Below are 13,048 nucleotides of genomic sequence, written 5' to 3'. Positions count from 1 at the left end.
GACGAAGCCTCCCTAGGCTGCTGCCATCGAGCGAATCACGTGCACGCCCTATCTCTAGGAACTTGGTGGATCCACCTCGCATCCTTGTTCGAATGGATGCTTGCGATTGTGCTGGTGGTGCAATGGGGGAAAAGGAACCAAAGCAGGGCAATGTCCTGGTTGGCTCTAGCAATGCTCCCCAACTTGGTGAGTGCCATGACAGCCATCACCTGGCATATTTTTGACAACAGCAAAGCCCTTAGCGGAATTGTTGTGCTCCAAGCTTGGCTGACGCTGATTGGCAACTGCTGTTTGGCCGCAGCCACCTGGAATTTGTTGCGTTCAGAACGACAGCAATCATGATTTTTGCCACTTCTACTGAGATTTTGAACTCCCTCATTGAGATGGACCCAGGTCCTCTATATGGCCTTTCTTTAATTCCCTATCTCGGTTTCCTGTGGTGGGCTCAACAGAGCAAGAGCTTGCCAAGACTATCCATCTGGGGATTCCGGCTCACTCTTCTTTTTGTGTTTATGACAATCATTTTTGCGATCCTGGCTGATCAAATTTATGGACTTGAACTGGTTGAAGTTGATGCTTTCCATGGGGCAGCAGAAGCCTTTCTGGTGCTAAGCGATGCCCTCGTGGTTTTGGGATTTATCCGTGCTGGCCAACAACAGGTGGTGAAAAACTCTTAAGAGGTATGGCTTCTCTGCCAAGAACTGCGATCAATGTCGGACAATAAGGCGTCGCTTCCACGGTCTAAATGTTCACGCACCTCCTGGCTGCTGCAGCTCCTTCCACATTCACCTGGTCGCCTGCGGTGGGCATGGTGATGATCGCTTGCAACGTGCTCGCATTTGTCATTGCTAAGGCCAACATCGAACACCAAAATGAAGGGTTCGACATGCCTAACAACAAATTCTATGGAGGCATGAGCCACGCCTCCGTTGTCGGATCCCAATGCTTAGGCCACATCCTTGGCATGGGCACAATCCTCGGATTAGCTTCACGCGGCGTTCTCTGAACAGCACTAGGGCTGGCGAATTCATCGCCAGCCCATTAAATAAGGAAGAAGACGGAGTCCGTAGCGCTCAAAGCGGTATTCGAACAACAATCGGCTCAGATCTTCAGCGCTGACTCGCATTGACAGCCCATTAATCAATCGAGCCAAGCGTCGATCGCCTTTTTGATCGCACAAACCCCACCATGTTCGCTTTGCCAAGCGACCTGAAAGATTCCAGCGCCAACCCAAACGAAGACGCAGGAGCCGTTCAAATTGCATCAAGACCTTGCTGTCTTTGTCTTGATTTGAGCTGGATGGATGACAGCAGGCTTCAACAAGCAAAGGAGTAAGCACCTCTGCACTAACGAGAGCATGACGGATGCCTTCTCCGCCGAGCAAATTGGCAGTACTAATAGCGTCGCCAACTCCAACAATCCTGCCAACAACGTGAGCTTCACTGCGCCTTAAGCTGCTGCGCAAGATTCCGCCATGTCTATCGATAACTGGTAGCTGATCAAGCTGGTTCTTGATAAGCAGGCGGTTCAAGATGCTGCTCATCGGTTCGAGGCATTCCTTCAGTGGTGGAGGCAGACGGCAAACTCCTACCTTCAACTGATTACCAGCCATGGGAAAAATCCAGCCATAACCATGTTGGATCCACTGGCATCCCAAAAAAAAACAAACCCGGTCACGCCAAAGAGCTGTTGTTTTTTGATCACCCTGCAGGATCCACTCAACGCCAGCCCCTTCAAGCATGCAATCGGTATCAGAAGGCTTGGATGCTGAAGTTGAACCCAATAAAAGGCGGCGATGACCTGTGGCATCTACCACCCAGCTCACTCTCCTTGTCTGACACAAGCCATTTGGACCAATCAATTCAACGTTTGCGCCGTCATTGACCGTAAGAACGGAGTGAACACGCCAACCCAATAAAAATTCAACACCTGCGTCTATAGCTTGCTGCCAGAGCTTGTGACGTAGCGAGCCGAAGTTGAGAACCACACCAAGGTCATGTTGAGACCACCATTGATGTTGAATTCCATCTGGATCCACCAATTGCCAGCCATTCCAATGGCTGGCAATTGCTTCAACAGGAATGCAGAGATCAGACACCGCCTGGATAGGGATGGCAGCACTAGAGAAAGCATTCTGATTGGCTTCTCTTAAGCGTTCAACAAGAGTTACCGCAATCCCCTGGCTAGCAAGTCGTTGTGCAAGCCGAGCTCCTGCTGGCCCTGCACCTGCAACCAAAACAGTCAATTGATCAGGTTGACAGGGCCTGCGGTGCTTCCTGCCCTACAAGAGAAGGCTTCGAATTCAAGCAAAAGTGTTGTTGAATTCGTTCAGACATCTGTGTTGGGGTGAGCCCCAGCGCTTCCCGGCTCTGTTGGGGACTGGCATGGTCTACCAATTGATCAGGGATTCCAATTCGGAACGTTGGAACCAAGACATCTTGATCACTAAGGGACTCAACCACAGCTGCACCAAAACCACCCGCAAGAGCACCCTCCTCCATCGTGACGACACGACCGATACGACGGGCTAACGGATGAATCAAGGCTTGATCAAGTGGTCTTAGGAAGCGAGCATTGATCACAGTGGCCTTGACACCTGCTTCCTGCAACAGCTGAGCTGTGATCATTGCAGCAGGCACCATCACTCCATAAGCAACGATTAAAAGATCATCACCTTCACAAAGCACTTCGCCTCGACCAATTGCCAAAGGCTCCCAGCCTTCATCAAGCAGAGGCACTCCCTCGCCTGATCCTCTTGGAATACGGAGAGCTGCAGGGCCTTGATGCTGAAGACATGTCACCAACATGCGTTGAAGTTCAGCCTCATCCTTGGGCGCCATCACGGTGAAATTAGGAATAGCGCGGAAATAACTGATGTCGTACTGACCCTGATGGGTCGGTCCATCAGCGCCAACAATGCCTGCGCGATCCATCACAAAGGTCACTGGTAGGTTCTGAATCCCCACGTCGTGGATTAATTGGTCGAAGGCGCGCTGCAGGAATGTGCTGTAAATCGCCAGCACAGGCTTGAGCCCCTCACAAGCCATCCCAGCAGCAAGAGTTACAGCATGCTGTTCAGCGATACCTACATCGATGTATTGCTCAGGAACAGCCTTTTGCAGGAGGTCAAGGCCAGTACCTGTGGCCATCGCGGCTGTGATCCCAACGACAGTGCTGTCCTGCTTACAAAGCTTGATGAGCGTCTCGCCAAACACCTTGCTGTAACTCGGTGGTTTCTTTCCTTTTGAGGGAAGAGCTTTACCAGTAATTAGATCAAACGCTGATTGGGCGTGATAGCCAACTTGATCTGCTTCGGCATAGGGATAGCCCTTGCCTTTGGTCGTAACTACATGAACGAGTACAGGGCCACCAACCTTGTGAGCCGTCTCAAAGGTTCGAACCATGCGTTCAATGTCGTGGCCATCAATAGGGCCCATGTAGGTGAAGCCAAGCTCCTCGAAAACAGCCCCTACCTTCGGGACGGACAATCGGCGCATACTGCCCTTGAGCAGGTCGAGTTCGGCAGGCAGTTCCCCTCCCATGAAAGGCAGACTCTTGACCCTCTCCTCGACGCTATCCGAGATGAACTGCACAGGCGCACTGTGGCGCATGCGGTTTAGATGGGTCGACAACGCTCCTACTGGCGGAGAAATCGACATATCGTTGTCGTTGAGAACAACCAGAAAAGGTGTGTTGGGCATATGGCCGGCATGATTAATCGCCTCTAGTGCTATACCGCCAGTAAGAGCCCCATCACCAATTACAGCTACGCATTTGAACGATTCACCACGACGCTCACGAGCAACGGCCATGCCGAGTGCTGCTGATATCGAGGTGCTGGCATGGCCGGCACCAAAATGATCGAAAGAACTTTCACAACGCTTCAGATAGCCAGCGACACCACCCTGCTGACGCAAGGTATTGAAGTTGCCATATCGACCAGTAATCAGCTTGTGAGGATAAGCCTGATGGCCAACGTCCCATACAACTCGATCATGATCTAGATCAAGAGTTTGATAAAGAGCAAGGGTGAGTTCAACAACACCGAGCCCAGGCCCCAAATGACCTCCACTGGTGGACACCACCTCAAGATGGCGTTCCCGTATCTGACGTGCTACATCCTCAAGCTCGGCAATGCTCAAGCCATGAAGCTGATTCGGATGGGTTAACTCGCTCAGACGCATTCGCGTTCCTGTCCCACTCCAACCCATTCAATCTAGGTCTTCTCAGCTATAGAACGGCGAATGCAACCCTGGCAAGTGCAAACAGTTGCCGGATCTGAATATTGCAAGACTGGCGTGATGGACGATTATCTACAGAGGATTCTGAGGGCGCGTGTCTATGACGTAGCCCATGAAACCCCCCTGGAACTGGCAAAAAACCTCAGTCGCCGTCTTCAGAACAAGATCTGGTTGAAACGTGAGGACCTACAGCCAGTCTTCTCCTTCAAGCTTCGTGGTGCGTATAACCGCATGTCCCTTCTCAGCAAAGAGGAGTTGCTGCGTGGCGTGATTGCTTCAAGTGCTGGAAACCACGCTCAGGGAGTGGCACTGAGCGCCTCTTATCTCAATTGCAGAGCTGTGATTGTGATGCCGATTACCACACCCGAAATGAAGGTACGGGCAGTCCGTGCTCTTGGCGCTGAAGTCGCACTTCATGGAGAGACCTACGACGAGGCCTATCAAGAGGCCATGCGTCGAAGTGAAAAAGATGGCCTCACGTTTATCCACCCGTTTGATGATCCAGAGGTGATTGCTGGGCAAGGGACGATTGCTCTAGAAATCCTGCGCCAGATCCAAGATCCACCAGATGCAATCTATGTCGCAGTTGGCGGTGGCGGACTGATCGGCGGGATTGCCACTTATGTCAAAAGCTTGTGGCCGCAAGTCGAAATTATCGGTGTCGAGCCCCACGACGCTGCAGCAATGACGCTCTCTCTTGAAGCTGGTGAACGTATTCAACTGCCAAAGGTTGGCCTATTTGCCGACGGAGTCGCTGTACGTCAAGTAGGAAAACACACCTTCTCATTAGCTCAGATGCACGTAGACGCGATGGTGACGGTAAGCACTGATGAAATCTGTGCAGCGATCAAAGATGTTTTTGAAGATACCCGCTCAATTCTTGAACCAGCTGGCGCACTGGCAATTGCTGGCATGAAGGCAGATATCGCCAAACGTGATCTTCAAGACCGCACTCTTGTGGCCGTGGCCTGTGGCGCAAACATGAACTTTGAACGGCTCCGTTTTGTCGCCGAAAGAGCAGAGCTAGGGGAAGAAAGGGAAGCAATACTCGCGGTGGAGATCCCAGAGCAGGCAGGCAGCCTGAGAAAGCTCTGCAACGTCCTAGCGGGAAAAAATCTCACCGAATTCAGTTACCGAATGGCAGAGGGGGATAGAGCCCAAATATTCATCGGGGTACAGGTTTTAGACCTTAATGATCGAACCAAACTTTTAACGCGACTGCAATCGTCAGGATTCCCATGCCTTGATCTCAGCAACGACGAGCTGACCAAAGGGCACCTTCGTCACATGGTGGGTGGTCGGCTTCCTGCCTCAGCAAAAACCCTTTGCCGAGATGGATGTCGCGAACTGCTCTATCGCTTTGAGTTCCCTGAGCGCCCAGGAGCTCTTATGACCTTTGTTAGTGCCCTTCACCCCGAATGGAGTATCAGCATCTTCCACTACCGCAATCACGGAGCAGATGTCGGCAGGATCGTTGTAGGTGTGTTGGTCCAGGACAACGAAATGAAAAATTGGCAGCGCTTTCTTGACGATCTGGGCTACCCAAACTGGGAAGAAACCAACAACCCCGCCTACTGCTTATTTCTGGGTGCACAGACCGTTTGATCGCGGTAACTTGGCATATTCCATAGCAGGGCCTGCCATGGCCACCGATTCCCCAGCTCAAGAGAGGGATGAGGTCTCCAGCTTCTCCTTACCAGCACGTTTAGAGGCCATTCTTTATTTGAAGGGTCGCCCTGTAACGCTCAAAGAGATGGCAGAGCTAGCCAATGAGAATGAGGATCTGATTGAGCAAGCTCTACTTGCGCTGATGGCAGGCTATGCACAGAGAGATACAGCCTTAGAGATCCAAGAGAACAATGGTCGATATAGCCTTCAATTGTGTCCAGGCCTTGGAGAGCTGGTCCACCACCTTTTACCCGTTGATCTTTCCATAGCAACACTCAGAACCCTAGCCACCATTGCCCTGAAAAAAAGAATTCTTCAATCGGAGCTGGTCGATTTACGGGGATCAGGCGCCTACGACCACATCAAAGAACTCGTTGCTCAGAACTTCATCGAACGCAAACGACAGAGCGAGGGCAGGTCTTATTGGCTCACGCTCTCTGAAAAGTTCCATCGAACCTTCTCAGTACTTCCTGATTTAGGTACAGCCGAACCTTCTCAGGTTGCATAGAGTTCTATAGAAGCTTGAGTGACTCCATGAACGCGCTGGAAATCCTGTCCGAGGTTATACAAGTGCTCGTCCAGGCAATTGGGATTTATTCGTTCGTACTGATCGTCCGCATACTGCTGACCTGGTTTCCCAATGTCGACTGGTCAAATCCAATACTAAGCAGCATCAGCTCAATCACTGACCCATACCTCAATATCTTTCGAGGTTTGATTCCTCCCATAGGTGGCATAGATCTCTCTGCGATCCTGGCAATATTTGCCCTGCAAATCATGCAGGGATTGCTTACAAACACTTCTCAACTCGCTTTTAATGCTGGAATGAGCTATTACAGCTGATCTAGCGGGTACTCCGCAGGGATCACGGCCTTGGTTCCCCATAAAAGGCCAGGCTCTACAGCTTGTTCAAGCGGTAGCAGCTCATCATCGTCTCCAGCACGAGTACGAACAGGAGCATTGAATCCCTTTACCTTTGCACCCTTCACTTGTAAAGGCTCTGGAGTTCCTGCCGGAATCGCCAACCGCACTGCAAAAGTACTTACGCCAGGTTGGACGTCGCCAATAGAACCAACGCGAGAACGGTTTGGCAAAACAGGTTCACCACTTGGATCCAAGATCTGAGCAAAAACATCACTATCAATCACGGCAGAATTGCCTGGATTGGTCACCTCACCTGAAAGTACATAGCAACTGGCACCGATAGGCCTAGTGAGGATTGGCTGCGCACCTGGATCCTTTTGATCACAAGCATCGATACTCAACTGATCCACACTGAGGGTTGCCGCTAAGGCTTGATCACTGAAAACCAGATTAAAAACCAGTAAAACTGCACTGAGCACTACCTTTAAGATGGAGCTTTGCAAAAAATTCTTCTTCATCGTTGATCACCGCTCCCTGAGATCTGGCCACGTGATGCCCTGCTTGCCAGCTTATCGAGATTGGCTTGTGCCACATCTTCTAAATCAAAGCCCAGCTCACTAGCCAACTGGGCTACATACCAAAGCACATCTCCCAACTCAAGCTTGATTGCTTGGCGCGTATCCAGGTCAAAAACACCTTGTTGATCGCGAAGGACCTTCTTGACCTTGTCCGCGACTTCGCCTGCCTCACCTGTGAGCCCAAGGGTTGGATAAATCGGGTTCTGACCCACATTCGGATAACGGGCCGTAGCTCGAGCTCCATGCTGGTAATGATTAATGTCCATAGAAAATCATTGGCAACGCTGTCAATAACTACGTTTTGAGGCCTGGATGGTAGTTTCCGCGATGTTTCAGGTCCCGTTGATGGCCCAGATCGATCTGACACGACGGACCAAAATCGTTGCCACCATAGGTCCGGCAACCGAGACCGCCGAACGAATCCGAGAACTCGTTCAGGTAGGTGCTACCACCTTCCGGCTGAATTTCTCACACGGCGACCATGACGAGCACGCCAAGCGCATCTCCACCATCCGCCAGGTCTCTGATGAATTGGGGATGCACATTGGCATTCTTCAAGACTTGCAAGGCCCCAAAATTCGCCTGGGTCGTTTTGATAAGGGGCCTATCACTTTGGCCAATGGCGATCCCTTCGCACTGACCTCCAAACAAGTTCAATGCAATCAGTCAGTGGCAACCGTCACTTACGACAAGCTTGCAGACGAAGTCACGACCGGCAGTCGAATCTTGCTTGATGACGGTCGAGTGGAGATGAAAGTCGTAAAAATCGATCAAAGCGAACAAACCTTGCACTGCATCGTCACAGTGGGAGGGGTGCTCTCAAATAACAAGGGAGTGAACTTCCCTGATGTACAGCTATCGGTTCGCGCCCTTACAGAGAAAGATCGCCAAGATCTCGCCTTTGGACTCCAGCAAGGGGTGGACTGGGTCGCACTGAGCTTTGTGCGCAACCCTTCGGACATGAAAGAGATCCGCAAACTCATCGGGGATCATGGGCACAGCACCCCAGTGATCGCGAAGATCGAGAAATTTGAGGCGATTGATCAAATCGATTCAATCCTTCCTCTCTGTGATGGAGTCATGGTTGCAAGGGGGGACCTAGGCGTTGAGATGCCAGCAGAAGAGGTGCCTCTACTGCAAAAGGATTTGATTCGCAAGGCCAACAGCCTTGGAATTCCAATCATCACAGCCACCCAAATGCTCGACTCGATGGCCTCGAGCCCGAGGCCCACCAGAGCAGAAGTGAGTGATGTAGCAAATGCGATCCTTGATGGTACTGATGCAGTGATGCTCTCGAACGAAACCGCTGTAGGAGACTATCCAGTGGAGGCGGTTCAAACGATGGCCACCATTGCCAGACGGATTGAACGGGACTATCCACAGCGTCCAATCGAAACTTATCTTGCCAGCACCATTTCCAACGCGATTAGTTCAGCCGTAAGCAGCATCGCCAGTCATCTCAACGCGGCAGCAATCGTGCCACTAACTGAAAGTGGTGCCACTGCCCACAACGTCAGCAAATTCCGCCCAGCAGCGCCAATTTTGGCCGTAACCAACGAATTGGCTGTAGCAAGAAAACTTCAATTGGCATGGGGTGTCACCCCACTGCTTGTCCCAACCCAGAAAAGCACCACTGCAACCTTCAGTGCTGCAATTGCTGTTGCCCAGGAATTGGGTCTTCTCAAAGAAGGAGATCTAACAATTCAAACTGCAGGAACCCTTGCTGGCGTGAGCGGGTCCACAGATCTTGTCAAAGTAGGAATTGTCAGTGCAGTGCTTGGCCAAGGGGTCGGTATTGGCAATGGAACCGTTAGCGGCAAGGTCAGATTTGCTTTCTCCCCAAACGACTCAACAAAAATTGAACCAGGGGAGATTCTGGTCATTCATGAAACAAGCGATGACTATCTGGATGCAATAAGAAAGTCTGCAGGAGTGATTACAGAACAAGAAGGAGAGGAATCCCACGCAGCCATGATCTCAAAACGCCTAGGGATTCCGTTCATCATTGGGATAGCACATGCCACGAGAAACCTGCTTGAAGGAGAGGTGGTAACAATGCAGCTCAGTAATGGCAAAGTTCATCGTGGCACAGGCGGCAAGCTGCCAATGAAGCTCGACTCAATGCTCTGAGGGTTCATGAATAGCTCACTTCCGCTCATCGAAACGGTGAGCATGGCGTTCTCAACCCTTAAAGCCAATCGCCTACGGAGTCTCCTGACAATGCTCGGCATTGTGATCGGCAATGCTTCTGTCATCACCCTGGTAGGAGTTGGCAGGGGGGCTCAGAATCTGGCTGAGTCTCAACTAAGCAACCTGGGCGCCAATGTGTTGTTTGTGGTGCCTGGCAACAACGACACTCGTCGTCGCGGGGTGGCCTTTCCGCGAAATCTCGTGATCGAAGATTCAGATGCAATCGCTGAGCAAGTTCCAAGCGTGAAAGAAGTTGCCCCGCAGATCAGCTCAAGCGAGGTGATTCAAGCGGGTGCCCAAAGTGCTACGAGTTCAATCTCTGGGGTGACCCCAGCGTTTCTACCAGTGCGCAACTTCGAAGTAGCTCGTGGAAGATTTATTAGTGATCTTGATCTTCGTAGCGCACGCAAAGTGGTTGTGATTGGTCCCGACCTTGTCAACAAACTCTTTCCAACGAGTGCGGCAGTCGGTAAGACACTACGAATTAAGGATCAATCCTTTGAAGTGATCGGTGTAATGGCTCCTAAAGGCGCGGTGTTTGGAAACAATCAAGATGAAAACGCTTACATTCCGCTCACAACAATGGTGAGCCGGCTCACGGGCAGAGATCCAACCTATGGCGTCAGCCTTAGTTTTATCAGTGTGGAAGCCAAGAATGAAGAAAGCACGGGGGCTGCAAAATTCCAGATCACCAACTTGCTCCGTCAACGACATCGAATCCTGCGAGATGACGACTTTGCAGTTCGATCACAGAAAGATGCCCTCAGCATCGTCAACACAATCACCGGAGGACTAACCCTCATGTTGGCAGCAATCGGTGGGATATCGCTGCTAGTAGGAGGAATCGGAATCATGAATATCATGCTGGTTGCGGTCAGTGAACGCACTGAGGAAATCGGACTAAGGAAGGCCCTAGGAGCTCGTAATAGCGATGTATTGAGCCAATTCCTGATCGAATCACTCGTTCTTGCAAGCTTTGGTGGCGTCATCGGCACAGCTGTAGGTATTGGCGCCGTCACAACAATCGGAGTTTTGACCCCTCTCCCGGCATCAATCGGAATAAGCGTCGTTCTAATCACAGTCACTCTCTCTGGATCAATTGGTTTGATCTTCGGTGTTTTGCCCGCCAGACGTGCAGCAAGACTTGACCCAATCGTTGCCCTCCGACGCTTGTAAATCCTTTTTGATTTTCAGAGAATAGGCAAAGCTAAAAGGTGATAGCAATCACAACTCCCCAGCTGCGAAAACAATGAATTCAAGCGCCTAACGCAAGCAAAGCAGGTTGATGGGGATTGATGACTGAATCAGCCAACGGGTTCTTTCTCTAAAAAACGGTTTTTAGCTCAAAGATTTTGGTTGCTCAAAGCAGCATCTAAAGCGGAAGTGGGAATCTGAGCTCAAAAGCTGAGGACGATGGTGCCTGAAGAAGATCTAGCAACCAACGACCTAACCATCGACACCGTTACAGTCAGTGAACCATCCTCTAGCAGATGAATCAACGCTGGCGTCTCATTGCTCTCTGGTTGCTGCCCATCGGTGTTGCCTTACTGCTCGCCTGGCAAATTTTAGGAAATGGCAAGCTCACAGGAGAGCGGCCGAGTAACACCACTCTGGCTCCGCGCAATGCTGCGGTTACGCGGATGAGCTACGGCCGCTTCCTCGACTATGTGGAAGCAGGAAGGGTCACAGCCGTGGACATTTACGACGGTGGACGGAATGCAGTAGTTGAAGCCGTAGATCCCGAACTCGACAATCGCGTACAAAGATTAAGAGTTGATCTCCCCGGTCTTGCCCCAGAGTTAATCAATACACTCAAAAACGAGGGGATCAGTTTCGATATTCATCCTGCTCGTACCACTCCGCCGGCGCTTGGCTTATTAGGCAATCTCCTCTTCCCGCTGCTCCTCATTGGCGGCCTAATTCTGCTGGCCCGTCGATCCAGCTCAATGCCTGGCGGCCCCGGGCAGGCAATGCAGTTCGGTAAGACAAAAGCCCGCTTCGCAATGGAAGCTGAAACTGGAGTCAAGTTTGATGATGTTGCAGGTGTAAGTGAAGCAAAACAGGATCTTGAGGAAGTGGTGACATTCCTGAAGAAACCCGAACGCTTCACCTCGGTAGGTGCTCAAATTCCAAGAGGTGTTCTGCTGGTAGGGCCTCCAGGTACTGGCAAAACCCTGCTTGCTAAAGCAATTGCAGGAGAAGCAGGTGTTCCCTTCTTCTCACTCTCTGGTTCGGAATTTGTAGAAATGTTCGTTGGTGTCGGCGCGAGTCGAGTCCGAGATTTATTCAAGCGGGCAAAAGAGAACACACCCTGCCTAATCTTTATTGATGAAATTGATGCCGTAGGCCGACAACGTGGTGCCGGAATAGGTGGCGGGAATGATGAGCGAGAACAAACTCTCAACCAACTCTTAACAGAAATGGACGGATTTGAAGGCAATAGCGGAATCATCATTATTGCAGCAACAAACCGTCCTGATGTACTGGATTCTGCGCTGATGCGACCAGGGCGTTTTGACAGACAAGTCAGTGTGGATTCACCAGATATCAAAGGAAGACTTGCAATTCTTGAAGTGCACGCACGTGACAAGAAACTTGAAGAAGATCTTTCCTTAAAGAATGTAGCCCGACGCACACCTGGATTCACCGGGGCAGACCTTGCCAACCTACTTAATGAGGCGGCAATCCTCACAGCTCGACGTCGTAAAAAGGCTATCAGCCTTGATGAAATTGACGATGCCGTTGACAGAATCATCGCGGGCATGGAAGGGCGCCCACTCACTGATGGACGTAGCAAGAGATTGATCGCATACCACGAAGTTGGGCATGCACTAATAGGAACATTAGTTAAAGATCATGACCCTGTCCAAAAAGTGACTCTGATACCACGAGGTCAGGCTCAGGGTCTGACATGGTTTTCTCCGGATGAAGAGCAAATGCTGGTGACTCGTGCCCAACTCAAGGCTCGAATCATGGGAGCACTAGGAGGCAGGGCAGCAGAAGATGTTGTTTTTGGCGATGCAGAGATCACAACAGGTGCAGGTGGTGACATCCAGCAGGTTGCATCCATGGCACGCCAAATGGTGACACGTTTTGGCATGAGCGATTTAGGACCAGTCGCTCTGGAGAGCGGAAATCAAGAAGTATTTATTGGACGTGACCTGATGACTCGAAGCGAGATCTCAGATGCAATATCCCGCCAAATAGACGAGGCAGTTCGGGAAATGGTTAAGCATTGCTATAGCGAAACTGTAAAAATCGTCAAGCAACATCGTGAAGCTATGGATAGACTCGTTGAAATCCTCATCGAGAAGGAAACCATAGACGGAGAAGAATTCCTTTCAGTAGTAGCAGAATTTACATCTGTTCCAGAGAAGGAAAGAAGCATACCTATCATTCAGGGCTAATAGAACTAGCAGCTAAATAATAATCATTCAAGAAACCAAGCATCAGCGAATAGATCCTTGCAATGCATGGCTCCTAATTGTAAGAGGAAATCTTTATTTT

General features: G+C 50.7%; 13 protein-coding genes. 9 read left to right on the top strand and 4 right to left on the bottom strand.

From position 1 onward, the window contains the following. The first annotated feature begins 39 nt into the window (after positions 1–39). The 3 genes from PMIT1303_RS04185 to psaK all read left to right on the top strand — a co-directional run bounded on the left by PMIT1303_RS04185 (position 40) and on the right by psaK (position 1,006). On the top strand, positions 40–342 hold the full coding sequence (locus PMIT1303_RS04185) for a DUF2499 domain-containing protein (RefSeq protein WP_063397641.1): 303 nt from the start codon (positions 40–42) through the stop codon (positions 340–342). Between the two features lie 41 nt (positions 343–383). After that, positions 384–677, top strand: a complete 294-nt coding sequence (locus PMIT1303_RS04180) for a DUF3593 domain-containing protein (RefSeq protein WP_369818702.1) — start codon at positions 384–386, stop codon at positions 675–677. 68 nt (positions 678–745) lie between these two features. Next, positions 746–1,006, top strand: coding sequence for a photosystem I reaction center subunit PsaK (gene psaK, locus PMIT1303_RS04175; protein ID WP_011130065.1), 261 nt, complete (start codon positions 746–748; stop codon positions 1,004–1,006). Between the two features lie 21 nt (positions 1,007–1,027). Here the strand turns inward: psaK and PMIT1303_RS04170 are convergent, their stop codons facing one another. Both PMIT1303_RS04170 and dxs read right to left on the bottom strand, forming a co-directional pair. Continuing rightward, positions 1,028–2,245: an NAD(P)/FAD-dependent oxidoreductase gene (locus PMIT1303_RS04170; protein ID WP_063397640.1), complete on the bottom strand. Its 1,218-nt coding sequence runs from the start codon at positions 2,243–2,245 to the stop codon at positions 1,028–1,030. Between the two features lie 4 nt (positions 2,246–2,249). Then, entirely contained in the window at positions 2,250–4,184 is a 1,935-nt protein-coding gene (gene dxs / locus PMIT1303_RS04165) for a 1-deoxy-D-xylulose-5-phosphate synthase (RefSeq protein WP_063397639.1), read from the bottom strand. A 117-nt stretch (positions 4,185–4,301) separates the two neighbouring features. On the opposite strand from dxs, the gene ilvA reads away from it, so the two are divergent. The 3 genes from ilvA to PMIT1303_RS04150 are packed head-to-tail and all read left to right on the top strand — an operon-like array spanning position 4,302 to position 6,752. Continuing rightward, a complete protein-coding gene (gene ilvA, locus PMIT1303_RS04160; protein WP_063397679.1) occupies positions 4,302–5,846 on the top strand; it encodes a threonine ammonia-lyase, biosynthetic in 1,545 nt (514 codons plus the stop codon). Positions 5,847–5,883: 37 nt separating this feature from the next. Then, positions 5,884–6,417, top strand: coding sequence for an SMC-Scp complex subunit ScpB (gene scpB, locus PMIT1303_RS04155; RefSeq protein WP_063397638.1), 534 nt, complete (start codon positions 5,884–5,886; stop codon positions 6,415–6,417). Positions 6,418–6,443: 26 nt separating this feature from the next. Further along, positions 6,444–6,752 carry a YggT family protein gene (locus PMIT1303_RS04150; RefSeq protein WP_231901311.1) on the top strand — a complete coding sequence of 103 codons (309 nt, stop codon included), beginning with the start codon at positions 6,444–6,446 and terminating at the stop codon, positions 6,750–6,752. On the opposite strand, the gene PMIT1303_RS04145 is transcribed toward PMIT1303_RS04150, so the two are convergent. Both PMIT1303_RS04145 and PMIT1303_RS04140 read right to left on the bottom strand, forming a co-directional pair. Then, on the bottom strand, positions 6,743–7,291 hold the full coding sequence (locus PMIT1303_RS04145; protein ID WP_063397637.1) for a hypothetical protein: 549 nt from the start codon (positions 7,289–7,291) through the stop codon (positions 6,743–6,745). The genes PMIT1303_RS04150 and PMIT1303_RS04145 overlap by 10 nt on opposite strands. Further along, positions 7,288–7,617: a nucleoside triphosphate pyrophosphohydrolase family protein gene (locus tag PMIT1303_RS04140; protein ID WP_011130058.1), complete on the bottom strand. Its 330-nt coding sequence runs from the start codon at positions 7,615–7,617 to the stop codon at positions 7,288–7,290. The genes PMIT1303_RS04145 and PMIT1303_RS04140 overlap by 4 nt, the downstream gene beginning before the upstream one ends. 79 nt (positions 7,618–7,696) lie before the next feature. Here PMIT1303_RS04140 and pyk point away from each other — a divergent pair, with 79 nt between their 5' ends. The 3 genes from pyk (at position 7,697) to ftsH (ending at position 12,948) form a co-directional block, all read left to right on the top strand. Beyond that, positions 7,697–9,481, top strand: a complete 1,785-nt coding sequence (pyk, locus tag PMIT1303_RS04135) for a pyruvate kinase (RefSeq protein WP_063397677.1) — start codon at positions 7,697–7,699, stop codon at positions 9,479–9,481. Positions 9,482–9,487: 6 nt separating this feature from the next. Then, on the top strand, positions 9,488–10,717 hold the full coding sequence (locus PMIT1303_RS04130) for an ABC transporter permease (protein WP_011826179.1): 1,230 nt from the start codon (positions 9,488–9,490) through the stop codon (positions 10,715–10,717). Positions 10,718–11,031: 314 nt separating this feature from the next. Further along, positions 11,032–12,948 carry an ATP-dependent zinc metalloprotease FtsH gene (gene ftsH / locus PMIT1303_RS04125; protein WP_063397636.1) on the top strand — a complete coding sequence of 639 codons (1,917 nt, stop codon included), beginning with the start codon at positions 11,032–11,034 and terminating at the stop codon, positions 12,946–12,948. Positions 12,949–13,048: the final 100 nt, after the last annotated feature.

Origin of the sequence: Prochlorococcus sp. MIT 1303, assembly GCF_001631965.1 — a bacterium.
Lineage (GTDB): Bacteria > Cyanobacteriota > Cyanobacteriia > PCC-6307 > Cyanobiaceae > Prochlorococcus > Prochlorococcus marinus_D.
The sequence above is the reverse complement of the archived record's forward strand: the minus strand, read 5'-3'. Positions and strand labels throughout refer to the sequence as shown.